General features: G+C 56.0%; 14 protein-coding genes. 13 read left to right on the top strand and 1 reads right to left on the bottom strand.

Translation table 11 applies throughout. The features are described from left to right. Nucleotides 1–116 precede the first annotated feature (116 nt). Nucleotides 117–1,043 carry a LysR family transcriptional regulator gene (locus Dpoa569_RS11640; protein ID WP_042869835.1) on the bottom strand — a complete coding sequence of 309 codons (927 nt, stop codon included), beginning with the start codon at nucleotides 1,041–1,043 and terminating at the stop codon, nucleotides 117–119. Nucleotides 1,044–1,203: 160 nt separating this feature from the next. Here Dpoa569_RS11640 and Dpoa569_RS11635 point away from each other — a divergent pair, with 160 nt between their 5' ends. The 13 genes from Dpoa569_RS11635 to Dpoa569_RS11575 all read left to right on the top strand — a co-directional run bounded on the left by Dpoa569_RS11635 (nucleotide 1,204) and on the right by Dpoa569_RS11575 (nucleotide 18,560). After that, nucleotides 1,204–2,295 carry a 4-oxalomesaconate tautomerase gene (locus Dpoa569_RS11635; protein WP_071604292.1) on the top strand — a complete coding sequence of 364 codons (1,092 nt, stop codon included), beginning with the start codon at nucleotides 1,204–1,206 and terminating at the stop codon, nucleotides 2,293–2,295. Between the two features lie 69 nt (nucleotides 2,296–2,364). Next, a complete protein-coding gene (locus Dpoa569_RS11630) occupies nucleotides 2,365–3,609 on the top strand; it encodes an MFS transporter (protein WP_042869839.1) in 1,245 nt (414 codons plus the stop codon). 131 nt (nucleotides 3,610–3,740) lie between these two features. Then, the gene (locus tag Dpoa569_RS11625) at nucleotides 3,741–4,625 is read left to right on the top strand and encodes a fumarylacetoacetate hydrolase family protein (protein ID WP_146411371.1); all 885 of its coding nucleotides are present in this window, start codon (nucleotides 3,741–3,743) and stop codon (nucleotides 4,623–4,625) included. A gap of 62 nt (nucleotides 4,626–4,687) precedes the next feature. Next, on the top strand, nucleotides 4,688–5,737 hold the full coding sequence (citC, locus tag Dpoa569_RS11620) for a [citrate (pro-3S)-lyase] ligase (protein ID WP_146411368.1): 1,050 nt from the start codon (nucleotides 4,688–4,690) through the stop codon (nucleotides 5,735–5,737). A gap of 32 nt (nucleotides 5,738–5,769) precedes the next feature. Then, entirely contained in the window at nucleotides 5,770–6,060 is a 291-nt protein-coding gene (citD, locus tag Dpoa569_RS11615) for a citrate lyase acyl carrier protein (protein ID WP_042869845.1), read from the top strand. Next, on the top strand, nucleotides 6,060–6,953 hold the full coding sequence (citE, locus tag Dpoa569_RS11610) for a citrate (pro-3S)-lyase subunit beta (protein ID WP_042869847.1): 894 nt from the start codon (nucleotides 6,060–6,062) through the stop codon (nucleotides 6,951–6,953). The genes citD and citE overlap by 1 nt, the downstream gene beginning before the upstream one ends. A gap of 82 nt (nucleotides 6,954–7,035) precedes the next feature. Further along, nucleotides 7,036–8,565, top strand: a complete 1,530-nt coding sequence (citF, locus tag Dpoa569_RS11605; protein WP_146411313.1) for a citrate lyase subunit alpha — start codon at nucleotides 7,036–7,038, stop codon at nucleotides 8,563–8,565. Then, nucleotides 8,562–9,092, top strand: a complete 531-nt coding sequence (gene citX / locus Dpoa569_RS11600) for a citrate lyase holo-[acyl-carrier protein] synthase (RefSeq protein WP_042869854.1) — start codon at nucleotides 8,562–8,564, stop codon at nucleotides 9,090–9,092. Before citF ends, citX begins: the two co-directional genes overlap by 4 nt. Before the next feature lie 322 nt (nucleotides 9,093–9,414). After that, nucleotides 9,415–12,015, top strand: a complete 2,601-nt coding sequence (locus Dpoa569_RS11595) for a bifunctional aconitate hydratase 2/2-methylisocitrate dehydratase (RefSeq protein ID WP_042869856.1) — start codon at nucleotides 9,415–9,417, stop codon at nucleotides 12,013–12,015. 492 nt (nucleotides 12,016–12,507) lie between these two features. Continuing rightward, the gene (gene fdnG, locus Dpoa569_RS11590; RefSeq protein ID WP_071604294.1) at nucleotides 12,508–15,555 is read left to right on the top strand and encodes a formate dehydrogenase-N subunit alpha; all 3,048 of its coding nucleotides are present in this window, start codon (nucleotides 12,508–12,510) and stop codon (nucleotides 15,553–15,555) included. Nucleotides 15,556–15,567: 12 nt separating this feature from the next. After that, entirely contained in the window at nucleotides 15,568–16,491 is a 924-nt protein-coding gene (gene fdxH, locus Dpoa569_RS11585; protein WP_042869858.1) for a formate dehydrogenase subunit beta, read from the top strand. Next, entirely contained in the window at nucleotides 16,484–17,125 is a 642-nt protein-coding gene (gene fdnI / locus Dpoa569_RS11580) for a formate dehydrogenase-N subunit gamma (protein ID WP_042869860.1), read from the top strand. Before fdxH ends, fdnI begins: the two co-directional genes overlap by 8 nt. 412 nt (nucleotides 17,126–17,537) lie before the next feature. Then, nucleotides 17,538–18,560: a LacI family DNA-binding transcriptional regulator gene (locus Dpoa569_RS11575; RefSeq protein WP_042869864.1), complete on the top strand. Its 1,023-nt coding sequence runs from the start codon at nucleotides 17,538–17,540 to the stop codon at nucleotides 18,558–18,560. The last annotated feature ends 128 nt before the right edge of the window (nucleotides 18,561–18,688 follow it).

The following is an 18,688-nucleotide window of genomic DNA, read 5'->3' as shown; positions in this document are numbered from 1 at the left end:
AGCCATAGCACGTCATGGCCATATCTGTCAGTGCATATGATGCGGTATGCATATTGACATGATGTGTTTTGATGTCCGGTCATGGATGTGTGGCGACTATTCAGTGATTGAATTTGTCAGAGATTGAATTTGCCTATCCAGGGACTGTTCTTCTCGTTGGACCACAGATGCATCAGCATATCTTTAAAGCGTTCTGCCGCCGGGCTTAGCGTGGAGTCTTTACGTTGCACTACGCCGAGCGTTCTGCGTACAACCGGTTCTATCAATGGTTTACTGACTAACACATGGTGCTCGTCACGCGGCATCGCCAGGCTGGGAACCGCTGCGATCCCCAACCCCGCCTCCACCATGCCAAGAGATGTGGACAGGTGGCGTACTTCATAAAACCAGTTGGGTTTCCAGGCGCTGTTTTCCAGCGCCTGCTCGATCAACAAGCGGTTGCCACTGGAGCGTCTCACACCAATCAACGGGTAATCCGACAGTTCTTCCCACATCACCAGCGAATTTTTTGCCAGCGGATGGTCGCGTCGGCAGGCCAGTACAAAAGGCTCGTTGACCAGCGGTGTGAACTCCACATTGAAGTGTGTGACGTTGATCATATTAATACCAAAATCCGCATCACCATTGAGAACGGCATCCAGACAGTCGCTTGCACTGTGTTCCAGTATGCGAATGCGGATATTCGGGTAGTGTTCGTTGTAATTACGAATCACAGCGGGCAGAAAGTAGAAGGCCGCAGTTGGAATACACGATAACGTAACAAAACCTGTCTGATGCGAGGCCATTTCCTGAATGTTCAGGATGGCATTTTCATAAAAATCAAGCAGATTTCGTGCATTTGGCAGAAAGCTTTTGCCAACGGCGGTCAGACTAACCCGACGCGTCGAGCGTTCAAACAGTGTCGCACCCAGGCTCTCTTCCAGTTTTTTTATCCGCCGTGTTAATGCAGGCTGAGAAATATGTAACAGTTCTGAGGCCTTAGTAAAACAACCTGTATCCGCAATTTTGACAAATGCTTTGATGCCCTGAAGCTCATGCTGCATCGTTTTTTCCCTCCTGCCGATGGTGGTGACTCGCTAATCTGTAATCAGCGTATCATTAATGCAAGAAACAAATTAATCGCTATTTTTTTGACATTAGAGTCATTGATCGCGCTATGGGATGCTTATGCCATCAAAAGTAGTGAAAGCGTGAGAGAACGTGATGGTAAAGATTCCCTGTGTATTAATGCGCGGCGGCACATCAAAAGGCCCGGTGATTTTAGCCAGTGATTTGCCGCAAGATAGCCAGCAGCGTGATGAAGTATTGCTGGGGTTGATGGGTTCAGGTCACGAGCTGGAAATCGATGGCATTGGCGGCGGCGCGCCGCAAACCAGCAAAGTAGCCATTGTCAGCAAATCCACCCATCCGGATGCAGATGTGGACTACCTGTTTGCACAGGTGATGGTGAAAGAACGTCGGGTGGATACCACACCAAACTGCGGCAATATGCTGTGTGCCGTGGGTCCGTTCGCCATTGAGCATGGCCTGGTGACCGCCACTCATCCTACCACACGCGTGCGTATTCGTAATCTGAATACCGGTACGATGGTGGACGCGGATATTAATACGCCGCAGCAGCGCGTAGAGTACGATGGCGAAACTGAAATCGATGGCGTACCTGGTCGCGCAGCCCCGGTCGGGCTGACATTCCTGAATTCAGCTGGCAGCAAAACCGGCAAACTGTTTCCTACCGGCAACGTGCGCGATGTGTTTGATGGCGTAGATGTGACCTGTATCGATATGGCAATGCCGATGGTATTGATTGATGCGCGTTCACTGGACAAGACCGGCAGCGAGTTGCCACAAGATCTGGATGCAGACAGCGCATTTATGCAGCGACTGGAGCATATTCGGTTACAAGCCGGGCAGGCGATGGGCCTGGGTGATGTCAGCAATAAAGTGATCCCTAAACCGGTATTACTCAGCTCGCCGAATGCAGGTGGTACTATTCAGGTACGTTATTTTATGCCGCATAACTGTCATCGTTCGCTGGCAATTACTGGGTCTATTGGTATTTCCACCGCCTGTGTGGTTGAAGGCAGTGTGGCGCAAGATGTGTTGCCAGCCGAATACCGCAACGGCTTTTTAGAATCCGTCCGTATTGAACACCCCAGTGGAAAAATTGCCGTATCATTAATGAAAAACGGCGAACGTCATGAAGATATTCGTGCATCAGTGATCCGAACGGCAAGAAAATTATTTGATGGAAATGTGTTTGTTCCGTCATACGCGTTGGACGCCGAAAATATTTAAAAAATAATTAATGCAATAAGTGTTTTTATATTTCCCCAGTATCTCTACAAAAAATATTGTGAGGTTATCATGAGTGCAATTCAGACTCCGACGCCTGATCGCCAGGAAAAGCAGGTTAATGTTTCTCAATACTTGCGTGTCATTTTTGCTCTGGCGTTTTCTGGCCTGGCTGAACTGGCATCGCTGTTTTTTATTCAACCGTTATTACCGGTGTTGGCTAAAGAGTATGATATTCCCGTTAGCCAGGTCAGTATTATTCTGTCGGCGGAAACGGCGTTGCTGGCAATCGGGTTGCTGTTTACCGGTACACTGGCTGACCGTTACGGGCGCAAACGGCTGATTGTGGTATCGCTATTGCTGGGCGGTTTGCTGACGCTGATTTGCCCGCTGGTAAAATCCTGGACATTGCTGGTGATACTGCGCGGTATAATCGGTCTGTCATTAAGTGGTATTGCCGCAGCAGCCACAGCCTATATCAGTGAAGAAGTTGCACCGGTGGTGGCAGGCGTCGTGACGGGTTATTTCGTGTTTGGCAACTCGATTGGCGGTATGTCAGGTCGTGTTATCGCCAGCCAGTTGATTGGTCATGTATCTATTGATTTTATCTTCTACTGCTTTGCCTTTACGTTGATGTTTGCAGCATTGCTGGTGTCGTTAGTACTACCCGCATCGAAAAACTTCAAGGCCAGCAGCAGCCTGAACTTTAGTCACATCATCAAAGGCGCTATGGCGCATTTTAAAAACAAGAAACTGTCTCTGATGTATGTGGTCAGTTTCATTATCTTTGGTGTGTTTACCTCGTTGTACAACTATCTGGCTTTTTATCTGGCACGTGAACCGTTCAATGTTTCCCATGCCAATGCCGGGTTGATTTCCTTCAGTTTCATCATGAGCTTTTTTACCGCGCCACAGGCAGGTCGTTTATCACAGAAATATGGTGCGCTGAAAGTATTGTCCGCATTATTTACGTTAATGATTGTCGGTATGCTGATGACATTAACCGCTAATCTGACCATCTTTATTATCGGTGCCATTCTGTTTACCGGTTGTTTCTTTGGCTGCCACTCCATCGGGTTGAGCTGGGTCAGTAAAAATGCTACCCATGCCCGTGGGCAGGCAACCGCACTGTATTTGTTCTTCTACTACATGGGTGGCTCGGTAGTGGGTTACTGCAACGGCCTTATCTTCTCTTCAGCTGGTTGGATGGGCATGACGGCGTTTATTATTACCTTGCTGGTCAGCGGTATTGTAGTAGCGACATATCTGAACGGTATTCAGCGTGTCAGCCTGGTTGCGGCAGAAAATAATAAATAATCGGATGAATAAATCGGGTAAATAAAATACCCGATAAGATGAAACATCTGAAAAATAAATAAGGGATACCGCGCTGAATATGATTATTCAGCCGGTACAAAACATGTTTTGAACTCACACCAGGTGTCGTTATGAAACTTGCAAGTTACCGCTATAACGGTAAAAACAGCTACGGGATCCACACGCCTGCGGGTCTGATTGATTTGGGCAGCCGCCTCGGCAACCGTTACCCGGACCTGAAGGCGTTGCTGGCGGGCGATGCGCTCCATGACGCCGCCGCCTTCCAGAACGAAACCCCGGATGTGGCCGTGGCCGACGTGACCTTCCTGCCGGTGATTGTGGCGCCATCCAAAATCCTGTGCGTCGGCATGAACTATGCCGACAAACGCAAGGAATTCAATGAACAGAACCCGGCCCCGACGCTGTTTGTGCGCTTCGCCGACTCGCAGACCGGTCACGGCACCCAGGTGCTCAAGCCGCACTACTCCAGCGAGTTTGACTATGAAGGCGAACTGGCGGTCATCATCGGCAAAAGCGGTCAGAACATCAGCCGTGACGAGGCGCTGTCGTTTGTCGCCGGTTACAGCTGCTACATGGACGGCTCCGCCCGTGACTGGCAGCACAGCTGGTTTACCGCCGGCAAGAACTGGCAGAAGACCGGCGCATTCGGGCCGTACCTCACCACCCGTGACGAAATTCCGGACCCGCACGCCCTGGCCATCCGCACCTACCTGAACGGTCACATGGTGCAGGACGACAACACCGCCAGCATGATCCACAAGGTGGCGGACCTGATCGAATACATCAGCACCTTCACCGCGCTGAGCGCCGGTGACGTCATCATTACCGGGTCGCCGGGGGGCGTGGGCAAGAAACGCACGCCGCCGCTGTTTATGAAGCCGGGCGACAGCATTGAAGTGGAAATCGAAAACGTGGGCCACCTGCGCAACACCATTGGTGAAGCCGCCCAGCCGGTGAAAGCATCACGTGCGGTTCCTGCCGCCGTGGAACACTGACGGGTATCTCCTCCGGTACGCCGGAGGTGTGATGTGGTACAGCAAAAAGCAGGATAACCGTTATGTACGCCGATGACGATGAGAGTGTTACGTTTGCCACGCTGGATGTTCGCCTTCCTTCCTCTGAACTGACTGAGATTACCGACCTGCTGGCGGTGTGCCAGCTGGGCATGGACAGGGATGTCGAATTTTTTGTGGCAGGCAGGCATAACGGCAGGCTGGTGGCCTGTGCCGGGCTGTGCGCCACTACCATCAAGTGTGTGGCGGTGGCGCCCGACTACCGCGAGCTGAACCTGGGGGTAAAGGTGGTGAACGAGGTGGTGCAGTTTGCCGCCGCCCGCGGCCAGTTCCATCTGTTTCTCTACACCCGTCCTGGCAACACCGCGGTGTTCCGCGGCTGCGGCTTCTACCCGCTGGCCTGCTATGACGACCAGGCGGTGCTGATGGAGAACACCCCCATCGGCATCCGGCAGTATTGCCAGTCGCTGGCAGCCGAGGCCAGACCGGGCCGGGACATCGGCGCCATCGTGATGAACGCCAACCCGTTTACGCTGGGGCACCGCTATCTGGCCGAGCAGGCCGCCGGCGCCTGTGACTGGCTGCATATCTTCGTGGTGCGGGAGGACGTCTCCTTTTTCCCGTTCACCGAGCGCCTGGAGATGGTGCGTCAGGGCGTGGCCCATATCCCGAACCTGACGGTGCACGCCGGGTCGGAGTACATGATCTCCAGGGCCACCTTTCCGGGCTATTTCCTGAAGGAAGAGACACTGGTGACCCAGGCCCATGCGGCGCTGGATCTGATCATCTTTCGCCAGTATATCGCCCCGGCGCTCGGCATCACCCGGCGCTTTGTCGGCACCGAGCCGTTCTGCCCGGTGACCAACCGGTACAACCAGGATATGCACCACTGGCTGGAGCAGGCCACGCAGGTGGCCGCCCCGGCGCTGGAGGTGGTGGAAATTGAGCGCACTCGTCAGCATTCCGGCCTGGCGATTTCCGCCTCCGAGGTGCGCCGGTTACTGAAGCAGCGCCAGTTCGACCCCATCCGCGAGATTGTCCCGGCAACCACGTTCGTGCATCTACAGCGCTATGGCGAACTCGCCTGCGCGTGATGTGTATTTAATGTATTAGGCAGGTAAACAACATGAAAATAATCAAGGAGGCCCTGGCGGGCACCTTTGAATCCAGTGATCTGCTGGTCAAGGTGGCGCCGGCGGAAGGCCAGCTGACCGTGGTGATCAACAGCGAGGTCATCAAACAGTTCGGCGCCCAAATCACCCAGGTGGTGAACGACACCCTGGCGGCGCTGGGGGTGAAGGCCGGCACCATCGTGGTGGACGACAAGGGCGCGCTGGACTGCGTGATCCGCGCGCGGGTACAGAGTGCGGTGCTGCGGGCCGCCGGTGTTGACGAGATTGACTGGGAGAAACTGTAATGAGCGCCACGACTCAGCCGAAAAAACTGCGCCGCAGCATGTTGTTCCTGCCGGGCGCGAATGCCGCCATGCTGTCCAACGCCTTTATCTACCGGCCTGACTCCATCATGTTCGACCTGGAGGATGCGGTGTCGCTGCGCGAGAAAGATACCGCGCGGCTGCTGGTGTACCATGCGCTGCAGCACCCGATGTACCGGGACATTGAAACCGTGGTGCGCATCAACCAGCTCAACACCCCGTTCGGTCTGAAGGATCTGGAAGCGGCGGTGCGGGGCGGGGTGGATGTGATTCGTCTGCCGAAAACCGATTCCACCGCGGATGTCGATGAACTGGAGCACCACCTGGTGCGCATCGAAAAGGCGTGCGGGCGTGAAGTCGGCTCCACCCGCATCATGGCGGCCATCGAGTCGGCGATCGGGGTGATCAACGCGGTGTCCATCGCCCGTTCGTCCGGGCGGATGATCGGGATTGCGCTGGCGGCCTTCGACTACGTGATGGACATGCAGACCGAGCGCGGTGACGGTACCGAGCTGTTCTACGCCCGCTGCGCGGTGCTGCACGCGGCGCGCGCCGCAGGTATCGATGCGTTTGACGTGGTGTACTCCAACGTCAACGACGAGGCGGGCTTCCTGAAGGAAGTGGAGCTGATCCGCGGACTGGGCTTTAACGGCAAGTCGCTGATCAACCCGCGGCAGATTGAACTGCTGCACAACGCCTACGCGCCGACCCAGGACGAGGTGGACTACGCCCATCTGGTGATCAAGGCGGCGGAAGAGGGCGAGCGCGCCGGGCTGGGGGTGATTTCGCTGAACGGAAAAATGATCGACAGCCCGATAATCGACCACGCCCGTCGGGTGGTGGAGCGCGCGCTGGCGTCGGGCGTACGCCGGTAGGTCGCCGCAGGGTAAAGCACGTTTTCCGCGCGGGCCGGCGGCGTGAACGCACGCCGGGCCGTCGCCATGACAGGACTGGAACATGAGTAATATTATTGAAGCATTGCAGCAGCAATACCCGGAAAAAAGTCATCTGCAGCCGTTCGTGAGCGCCAACCAGCGCACGCCGTGGCTGGATGACGTCACCGAAAAACACCGTCGCAAGCTGTGCGCCGACCTGGAAGAGGCCATCCGCAAGAGCGGGCTGCAGGACGGGATGACGATATCGTTCCACCACGCGTTCCGTGAAGGGGACAAGGTGATCAACCATGTGGTGGAGACGCTGGCGCGGCTGGGGTTCAAAAACCTGACGCTGGCGTCGAGTTCGCTGATGACCTGCAACGCGCCGCTGATAGAGCATATCCGCAACGGGGTGATAACCCGCATCTACACGTCGGGGATGCGCGGCAAGCTGGCGGACGCGATTTCGCACGGGCTGATGGACGAGCCGGTGCAGATCCACTCGCACGGGGGGCGGGTGCACCTGCTGCAGAGCGGCGAGCTGGCGATAGACGTGGCGTTTCTCGGTGTGCCGAGCAGCGACGAATTCGGCAACGCCAACGGGACGTCGGGGAAATCGCGCTGCGGGTCGCTGGGTTACGCGATGGTGGATGCGCACTACGCGAAAAAGGTGGTGCTGCTGACGGAAAGTCTGGTGCCGTTCCCGAACATGCCGGCGAGCATCGTGCAGGACCAGGTGGATTTCGTGGTGCCGGTGGAGGAAGTGGGCGACCCGGCGAAAATCAGCGTGGGGGCGGCGCGCGTGACCAGCAACCCGCGTGAACTGCTGATAGCGCGGACGGCGGCGGACGTGATCGAGCACTCCGGGTATTTCAGGGCGGGCTTTTCGATCCAGACCGGGTCGGGCGCGGCCTCGACGGCGTGCACCCGTTTTCTGGAAGACCGGATGCAGCAGCAGGGCGTGGTGGCACGCTTTGCGCTGGGGGGCATCACCGGGAGCATCGTCGACCTGCATGAGAAGGGGCTGATAGAGACGCTGCTGGACACCCAGTGCTTTGACGCGAATGCGGCGGCGTCGCTGGCGAAGAACCCGCGGCATGTGGAAATCTCGACCAACGTGTACGCGAACCCCAGCGCCAAGGCGGCGTGCTGTGACCAGCTGGACGTGGTGATTTTGAGTGCGCTGGAAATCGACACGCAGTTCAACGTGAACGTGATAACCGGGTCGGACGGGGTGATGCGCGGGGCGTCGGGCGGTCACTGCGACGTGGCGACGGCGGCGAACCTGACCATCGTGGTGGCGCCGCTGATCCGCAGCCGCATCCCGACGGTGGTGCGTCAGGTCACGACCTGCGTGACGCCGGGGAGCGCCATCGACGTGCTGGTGACGGACCACGGTATCGCGGTGAACCCGGCGCGCCCGGAGGTGGCGGCGCGTCTGACGCAGGCGGGGCTGAACGTGATGCCGGTGGAGGCGCTGTATGAGCGGGCCATCCAGCTGGTGGGCGAGCCGAAGGCGATCGAGTTCCACGACCGGATTGTTGGGGTGATCCGCTACCGGGACGGCACGGTGATTGACGTGGTGCGTCAGGTGAAAGAGGACAACGCGTGAGCGAGGTGTCGGTCACGGTGACTCTGGAGCAGGTGCTGGCGGCGAAAGATCGCCGCCATGCGCGGCAGCAGCAGCTGCTGGCGCGGCACCGGTCGACGCTGGTGTCGCTGACGCTGGTGACGCCGGGAGCGGTGAAGGATGCGCCGGGTTACCGTGGCGCGATGGAGGTCGCCGTCGGGGCGTTTGATGCGCTGTGTGTGGCCCGCGGCTGGCCGGTGCTGGAGCGGGAGGTGACCTGGCAGGAGACGGGAGCGGAAGCGTTCTGGGTGATGAGCAAGGATGCGCTGAGCGTGAAGGCGGCGGCGATTGCGCTGGAAGAGCAGCATCCGCTGGGCCGGTTGTGGGATTTTGACGTATTTTGCCCACAGGAAGGCTCGATAAGCAGAACGTTGCTGGCGCACGAGCCGCGGCGGTGTCTGCTGTGTGATGAGCCGGCTCATATGTGTTCCCGTGGGCAGCGCCATACGCTGACGGCGGTGACCGGGCGCATCGAGGAGATGCTGCGTGACTGGTTTGATGGTCACTAAGCAGCAAGTTCTTCACCATCGGGTGGTGTCGGCTTTGGTGGTAAGGCTGACGCCGAAACCGGGTCTGGTTGGCTGGGTGAACCCGTAATACTCGTAATAGGTGTTCACCCGTAATAGGGAGGCGCCGTTATTTCAGGCCAGTATCGCGGCGCTGACTTTCTCCGCTTGATCGTTATTTATTTTCCAGGGTTAGGACGCATTCTCTGACTGAGAATTATAAAAATGATATCGCCAATTGTTATTTCAATACTCTGAGCTAAAACCTGTTTTTATTTTGGCGTTAATTACGCATTGATTACCATTGCCATGGTAAGGAGTTGTCATGTTAGAAAATTATAATGCCCATATTGCTGAACGACGTGAAATGGGTATTCCGCCCAAGCCGTTAACTGCACAGCAGGCTACAGAGCTGGTAGCACAATTATCTGCTGCAGAAAATCAGTCATCCGCTGATATTCCGGCGTGGCTTGAGCTGCTGACATACCATATTTCCCCCGGAGTGGATGATGCAGCACAGGTTAAAGCGGCATTTTTAGGGAAAGTTGTACGTGGCGAGATAACTATTGCGGCAATTTCTCCGATTGCCGCTGTGCGTTTATTAGCGACTATGCAGGGTGGCTATAATATTCAGCCATTAATTGATGCGCTCGATAGCGATGTATTAGCAGAAGAAGCGGTAAAAGCGCTCAGCCATACGCTGCTGATATTTGATTATTTTGGTGAGATTGAAAAGAAAGCCGGGCAGGGAAATGCCGCTGCACGGCGGGTATTACAATCCTGGGCTGATGCCGAGTGGTTTAACTCACGTCCGGCACTGGCGGAAAAAATCACGCTGACGGTGTTCAAAGTGTTGGGTGAAACCAACACCGATGACCTGTCACCGGCACCGGAAGCCTGGTCGCGTCCGGATATTCCGCTACATGCACTGTGCATGTTGAGCGTGCCCCGCGATGGTGTTACGCCGGATAAACCGGGCAGTATTGGGCCGGTGGCGCAGATGCTGGCACTGAAAGAACAAGGCTATCCGCTGGTGTATGTGGGCGATGTGGTGGGAACCGGTTCGTCGCGTAAATCAGCCACTAACTCGATTCTGTGGCACATCGGTCAGGACATTCCGTTTGTACCGAATAAGCGTGCTGGCGGGGTGGTGCTGGCCGGTAAAATCGCGCCAATTTTCTTCAATACACTGGAAGACTCCGGGGCGCTGCCGATTGAAATGGATGTGACCGCACTGGCAACCGGCGATGTGATTGATATTTATCCCTATCAGGGTGAAGTGCGTCGCCATGATGATAATGCCCTGATCACCCGCTTTACCCTGAAAACTGACGTGCTGCTTGATGAAGTGCACGCAGGTGGGCGTATTGCGCTGATTATTGGCCGCAGCCTGACTGCGCGTGCTCGTCAGTCACTGGGGTTGGCGGCAAGCACGGCATTTCGTCTGCCCAAAGCGCCAGCCGAGTCGTCGCGCGGCTATACGCTGGCACAGAAAATCGTGGGTAAGGCGTGCGGCGTGGCTGGCGTGCGTCCGGGCCAGTACTGTGAACCGCGCATGACGACGGTTGGTTCTCAGGATACCACCGGCGGCATGACGCGTGACGAGCTGAAAGATTTGGCTTGTCTGCAATTTTCCGCCGATCTGGTGATGCAGTCGTTCTGCCATACCTCGGCTTACCCGAAACCGGTCGATGTTAACCTGCACAAAACCTTGCCGGATTTCATTACCCAGCGTAATGGGGTATCGCTGCGTCCAGGCGATGGCATCATCCATTCCTGGCTCAACCGGATGCTGGTGCCGGATACCGTTGGTACAGGTGCAGACTCCCACACCCGTTTCCCGATTGGGCTGTCTTTCCCCGGCGGTTCCGGTCTGGTGGCGTTTGCTGCGGCAACCGGCATCATGCCGCTGGATATGCCGGAGTCGGTGCTGGTGCGCTTTAAGGGGCAAATGCAACCAGGCATCACGTTGCGTGATCTGGTCCATGCCATCCCGTATTTTGCCATTCAGCAGGGGCTGCTGACGGTAGCGAAGCAGGGCAAGAAAAACATCTTCTCTGGCCGCATTCTGGAAATTGAAGGTCTGAGCGGCTTGAGCGTGGAGCAGGCGTTTGAACTGTCGGATGCTTCGGCAGAGCGCTCGGCGGCGGCTTGTACCATTAAGCTTGAGCAGGAAGAAGTGGAAACCTATCTGCGCTCGAATGTGGCGTTGCTGCGTACCATGATAGACGAGGGATATCAGGATGCGCCAACGCTGGAACGCCGTATTAATCGCATGGAGCAGTGGCTGGATGACCCGCAGTTACTGACTGCCGATGCTGATGCGGAGTATGCCGCGGTAATCGAGATAGATCTGGCGACCATCAACGAGCCGATTTTGTGTGTCCCGAATGATCCTGATGATGTGAAAACCCTCTCCGACGTGGCAGGAAACCGCATTGATGAGGTATTTATCGGTTCATGCATGACCAACATCGGGCATTTCCGTGCCGCAGGTAAGCTGATGTCGCAACATCAGGGGGATATCTCCGCCCGGTTGTGGCTGGCCCCGCCAACGCGTATGGATGCCCGTCAACTCAGCGACGAGGGTTATTTCAGCCAGTTTATCAAGTCAGGCGTACGTATTGAGCCTGCCGGGTGCTCGTTATGCATGGGTAATCAGGCCAGAGTGAAGGCAGGCAGCCATGTCGTCTCCACTTCTACCCGCAATTTCCCGCACCGTCTTGGTACTGATGCCAATGTCTATCTGGCATCGGCGGAGTTGAGTACGGTCGCGGCTATGTTGGGTCGCTTGCCCACGGCGGCGGAATACCTGCAACAGGTGGCGATATTGTCCCAGTCTGCACCGGATATTTACCGTTATTTGAATTTTGCCGCACCGTCAGACCCGGCGGCAACAAAGCGAATTCCGGTACAAGCCGTCTAAGGCTTCAGGCCCGTATCTGTTGATGCGGGTCAGTCCTGACTGCACATTTTCGCTGTTGTTTCGTGGGCAGGCTGAGTCTTTCAGCCTGCCCATTCTTTTAACCACGATATCCTGCCTACCCGCCTGTTGGATGTTGTCGATATGTTGCAACATCAATCCGGTTATTTCTTCGTTCCCCTCGTCAGCGGCCTTGCGTTGTTAAATTTTTCGTGCAGATGTGTTGCCGGTTAAGGTGAAGGCCGGTAAGTGACATGAAGTGATGACGCGTTAATGCCGAAAAGGGCGCGGGCAAATATAGTGGCGGAATGTCTATTAAATAGACACAGTTATCGTTGTGTATTGAGTTGCATAGCGTAATTTCATCTGCAAATACCCATAAAGGGGGTGAATATACTATTAAAACTGCAATTATTGATTTTGCTCAAAATCTCCTCGCGGCGTGTTGTTAGATTTCCCGCAACAAAAAAGACACACAAAATGATAGGGAAAGACATGCAAGTTAATCGAAGAGGCTTTTTTAAAGTCTGCGCCGGGGGAATGGCAGGGACTACACTCGCTGTTTTAGGATTTGCACCCACGGAAGCAATGGCTTCTGTCCGTCAGTACAAGCTGTTGCGGTCAAAAGAAACCCGCAATAACTGTACTTATTGCTCTGTGGGGTGTGGGCTGTTGATGTACAGCCTGGGCGATGGCGCTAAAAACGCTAAACCCGCTATTTTTCACATCGAGGGCGACCCGGATCACCCGGTTAGCCGCGGTTCGTTATGTCCGAAGGGCGCTGGTCTGGTGGACTACATCCACAGCGAAGGTCGCCTGAAATACCCGCAATACCGTGCGCCCGGCTCGGACAAATGGCAGCGTATCAGTTGGGACGACGCGATTGACCGTATCGCCCGCTTGATGAAAAAAGACCGTGACGCCAATTTCGAGCGCGTCAACGCCAAAGGCGCATTGGTCAACCGCTGGCTGACCACCGGGATGTTGTGTTCCTCCGCTGCCAGTAATGAAACCGGCATTCTCGACCAGAAATTCGCCCGCTCGCTGGGGATGATCGCCATTGATTGTCAGGCGCGCCTGTGCCATGGCCCGACCGTGGCAGCGTTAGGGCCGACTTTTGGCCGCGGGGCGATGACCAACAACTGGGTGGACATCAAAAACGCCAATGTGATTATCGTGATGGGCGGTAACGCGGCGGAAGCGCATCCGGTTGGCTTCAAATGGGCGGTGGAAGCTAAAACCCATAACGATGCCAAACTGATTGTGGTTGACCCGCGCTTTAACCGTTCTGCTGCCGTCGCCGATCTGTACGCGCCGATCCGCGCCGGTTCTGACGCCGCTTTCCTGCTCGGTATCGTCAATTATCTGATTACCCATGACAAAATTCACCACGAGTATGTGAAGTCTTACACCAGCGCCAGCCTGATCGTGCGTGAAGATTTCAGCTTTGATGAAGGCTTGTTCAGCGGTTATAACAGCCAGACGCATCAGTATGACAAGAGCAGCTGGCAGTACGAGCTGGGAGCTGACGGTTTCGCCAAACGGGACATGACCCTGACTCATCCGCGCTGCGTGTGGAACCTGCTGAAAAAACATGTTTCCCGCTATACGCCGGAGATGGTGACCTCGCTGTGCGGTACACCAGCGAAAGCGTATGAAGAGATCTGCCAGTCGCTGGCGAGTACCAGCGTACCCAATAAAACCGCGACCTTCATGTACGCGCTGGGCTGGACTCACCATACCAACGGTGCGCAGATTATCCGCACGGCGGCAATCATTCAGTTGTTGCTCGGCAACATCGGTATGGCGGGCGGCGGCATCAATGCGCTGCGTGGTCACTCCAACATTCAGGGCTATACCGACCTGGGGCTGCTGAGCCTTAACCTGCCGGGTTACATGCCGCTGCCGTCTGAAAAGCAGGGTGATCTGAAAACTTATCTCAGCCAGATAACGCCGGACGCACTGCTGCCGGATCAGGTCAACTACTGGAAGAATACGCCGAAGTTTTTCATCAGCATGATGAAGAGCTTCTGGGGCGATAACGCGCAGGCCTCCAACAACTGGGGCTATGACTGGCTGCCGAAGTGGGACCGCAGCTATGACGTGATGGTCCAGACCGAACTGATGCTGGACGGCAAAATGAACGGCTACATCGTTCAGGGCTTCAACCCGCTGGCGGCGTTCTCCAACAAAAACAAGGCCACGGCTGCGCTGTCGAAGCTGAAATACATGGTAGTGATCGACCCGCTGGCGACCGAAACCTCCACCTTCTGGCAGAACCACGGCGAGTTTAATGACGTGAATTCGGCTGAGATTCAGACCGAGGTGTTCCGCCTGCCGTCCAGCTGTTTTGCTGAAGAAAACGGCTCCATCGCCAATTCCGGTCGCTGGCTGCAATGGCACTGGGCTGCGGCTGAGCCGCCAGGAGAAGCGCTGCACGACGGTAAAATTCTTGGCCGCCTGATGATGCGCCTGCGCGAACTGTACCGTGAAGAGGGCGGCGTCTGCCCGGAACCGGTGCTGAACATCAACTGGAATTATCAGGACCCGGAAGACCCGACGCCGGAAGAGATCGCCCGCGAATCCAATGGTATGGCGCTGGCGGACGTGTTCGACGACAAAGGCAATCTACTGCTGAAAAAAGGCCAGCAGCTGGCGGACTTCTCGCAACTGCGTGACGACGGCACCACCGCCAGCTTCTGCTGGATTTACGCCGGTAGCTGGACTGAAGCCGGCAACCAGATGGCGAACCGCGACAATACCGATGTGGGTCTGGGCTGTACGCCGGGCTGGGCCTGGTGCTGGCCGCAGAACCGCCGCATTCTGTACAACCGCGCCTCGGCGGATTTGCAGGGCAAACCCTGGGACAGCAAACGCAAGCTGCTGGAATGGACCGGCCAGAAATGGAAAGGCATCGACGTGCCGGATTTTGCCGCCACAGTACCGCCGGGCAAAGACACCATGCCGTTCATCATGCTGCCTGAAGGGGTGGCGCGTCTGTTCTCGCTGGATAAGCTGGCGGATGGCCCGTTCCCGGAACACTACGAACCGATAGAAACCCCGATTGGCACCAACCCGCTGCACCCGGCAGTGGTGTCCAACCCGGCGGCGCGCCTGTTCGCGCGTGATGCAAAAACCATGGGCAAGGCGAGCGATTTCCCGTATGTCGCTACTACCTATTCCATTACCGAGCTGTTCCGCCACTGGACCAAACACGCACGGCTGAACGCGATCATCCAGCCAGAGCAGTTTGTCGAAATCGGCGAAAACCTGGCGAAAAGCAAAGGTATCCAGGCCGGCGATATGGTGAAAGTCTCCTGCCAGCGCGGTTACATCAAAGCGAAAGCAGTGGTGACCAAGCGTATCAGAACGCTGACCGTGGCCGGAAAAGCGATTGAAACCGTCGGTATTCCCTGTCACTGGGGATTTGAGGGCACGACGCGCAAGGGATTCCTGGCGAATACCCTGACGCCCAGCGTCGGCGATGCCAACTCGCAAACGCCGGAATACAAGGCGTTCCTGGTCAATGTGGAAAAGGTGTAAGGGTAAAACGTTATGTCAATGCAATCTCAGGATATTATCCAGCGTTCGGCCACCAGTAGCCTGACGCCGCCGCCACAGGTTCGGGATGATAAAAGCGAAGTCGCCAAGCTTATCGACGTCACCACCTGTATCGGCTGTAAAGCCTGTCAGGCGGCCTGTTCGGAGTGGAACGACATCCGTGATGAAGTCGGTCACAATGTGGGGGTGTATGACAACCCTATCGATCTAAGCGCGAAGTCCTGGACGGTGATGCGTTTTTCCGAAGTGGAGAGCGAAGACCGTCTGGAATGGCTAATTCGTAAAGACGGCTGTATGCATTGCGCCGAGCCGGGCTGTCTGAAAGCCTGTCCGTCGGCGGGTGCCATCATTCAGTACGTCAACGGTATCGTCGATTTTCAGTCCGAACACTGCATCGGCTGTGGTTACTGCATCGCCGGGTGTCCGTTCAATATTCCGCGCTTAAACAAGCAGGATAACCGCGTCTACAAATGTACGCTGTGTGTGGATCGCGTCAGCACCGGTCAGGAACCGGCTTGCGTGAAAACCTGCCCGACCGGCGCTATTCATTTCGGCACCAAAGAAGAGATGAAGAACGTCGCCGCCGAGCGTATCGCGCATCTGAAAAAACGCGGTTATGCGAATGCCGGTCTGTATGACCCGCTGGGCGTTGGCGGCACCCACGTGATGTATGTGTTGCATCATGCTGATAAACCGTCGCTGTACCACCACCTGCCGGATAACCCGAAAATCTCGACGCCGGTCAATCTGTGGAAAGGCATTCTCAAGCCGCTGTCAACGCTGGGTTTTGTCGCCACCTTCGCCGGGTTGATGTTCCACTACATCGGCATCGGGCCGAACACGGAAGAGATAGCACATTCGGATGAGGGACATTCGGATAAAGAACAGGCGCATGAAGGAGACGATAAGCATGAGTAACCCGAAAATGATTGTGCGCACCAAATTTATTGACCGTGTTTGCCACTGGATTGTGGTGATCAGTTTCTTTATGGTGGCGCTGTCCGGCATTGCGCTGTTTTTCCCGACGCTGCAATGGCTGACGCAGACCTTCGGTACACCGCAGATGGGGCGCATTATGCACCCGTTCTTCGGTATTCTGATTGTGGTGTGTCTGGTGCCGATGTTTATCCGTTTTGTCGGCCACAATATCCCTAAATGGCGCGATCTGCCGTGGTTCCTCAATATTGTCGAAGTATTGAAGGGCAATGAGCATGAAGTGGCCGATGTGGGTAAATACAACCCCGGTCAGAAACTGATGTTCTGGAGCATTATGGGGTTAACGCTGGTGCTGCTGATTACCGGCGTCATCATGTGGCGGCCATATTTCGCCCAGTTGTTCCCTATCGATGTGGTGCGCTACGCCATTCTGCTCCACGCCACGGCAGCTATCGTGCTGATCCACGCCATTCTGATTCATATGTACATGGCGTTCTGGGTACGCGGCTCGATTAAAGGCATGATCGAAGGCAAGGTCTCGGAGAAGTGGGCGCTGAAACACCACCCGCGCTGGGCGCGTGATGTGATCGGCAAAGCCAATAAAGATAAGAAATAAGCGTGCTACCCTTCATGACAGGCAGGCGAAGGGTTCTCCGGCGTTAAAAATGGTGCTGAGGCGCACGACTTCGCCGGGTGAGCCGCATGGATGCGGCGAAAGCCTGTGCCGCGTCAGGAACGCGTCACAGGCGGCCCGAACAGCGAAGGCGAACGCCGAAGGAACCGCGAAGCGGCACCGTTTAGCCACCAGCCAGTGGTCAAGGAGAGGCGGCGTTTGAGCCTCTCCTTGTCGTGCGAGAGATAATGCTACAAAGGAAAGATTGGCTTTACCTCGCACGAAATCATCCACAACCCAGACAGATATTACTGTTCGCAAAACATCCAGCTTTTTGTCAACAGCCTCTCGCATCCCCCCTTGCCGTGATTTGTGATAGTCTGACCCGTAACAGAATTCAGGGTGAAGATGCGCCATGTCACTGAAACAGATTGCAAAAACGCTGGGGTTATCGGTCACCACCGTTAGCCGGGCGCTGAACGGCTACGATGACGTGGCAGCGCAAACGCGCCTGCGGGTGGAAGAAGAAGCACGGCGCCTCGGCTATCGACCCAATACGTTTGCCCGTCGCCTGAAAATGGGCCGCATTGATGCGGTGGGGCTGGTGTTTCCGATGCAGCCAGCACCACTCAGTAACACCACCTTTATGGATATGGTGGCGGAAATCAGCCACGAGCTGGCGAAGCAGGAGATTGATCTGCTGTTGATTGCTGACAAGGAGCAGGCGGATCATCATGCGTTTTTACGCATGATTGAAAGCCGTCGGGTGGATGCGCTGATTGTCGCGCATACGCTGCAACAGGACCCCCGGCTGCAATACCTGCAATCGATAGGCTTTCCATTTCTGGCGCTTGGCCGCAGCGACCTGCCGTTGCCCTATGCCTGGTTTGATTTTGATAATCAGGCCGGTGCTGCACTCGCCACCCGGCATTTGATTGCTCTTGGTCATCGTCATATCGCCTTTCTGGGCGAGCATCACCCTCAGTCATTTATCGCCCAGCGCCGTGCCGGTTATCTGGAGGCTCTGGCTGCCGCCGGCATTGCGCGGCGCGATGAATTGTTGCGTCAGGTGGCGCCATCACGCCGGGAAGGGTATCAGGCGACGTTGCAATGGCTGGCGCTGCCGCAGCCGCCGACGGCTATTGTCATTGACGGCAGTACGCAGGGTGAAGGGGTGGCGCTGGCGTTGCGCGACAGTGGTCGTCTGTACGGTGAGCAGGCCGTATCACTGATCGTCTATGACGGGTTGCCTGCCGACTCGCTGTTGGACATTCCTGTCACTGCCATTACCCAAGGTACCCGTTCGCAGGTAGGGCAGCAGATCGCCCTCATGCTGTTTCGTCTGCTGGCGGGCGATACGCTGTCGTCGTTGCAGGTGCTGTGGCAGCCGCAATTGCGTGCCGGACAAACGGATAACCCGCCACCGCAAACTGAATAACCCCCCTTCGTCAGTACGCTGATGTCATTGATTTTATCGTTCGGTTTTTAACCCGGTCACAAAACCGAAACGTTTCGGTTTTTATCCAAAACGTTTCGGAATACAACTAACTGCATCAACCATTCAGG

Source organism: Dickeya poaceiphila, from assembly GCF_007858975.2.
In the GTDB taxonomy this organism is placed as follows: domain Bacteria; phylum Pseudomonadota; class Gammaproteobacteria; order Enterobacterales; family Enterobacteriaceae; genus Dickeya; species Dickeya poaceiphila.
This window is presented reverse-complemented; position numbering and strand designations above follow the sequence as displayed.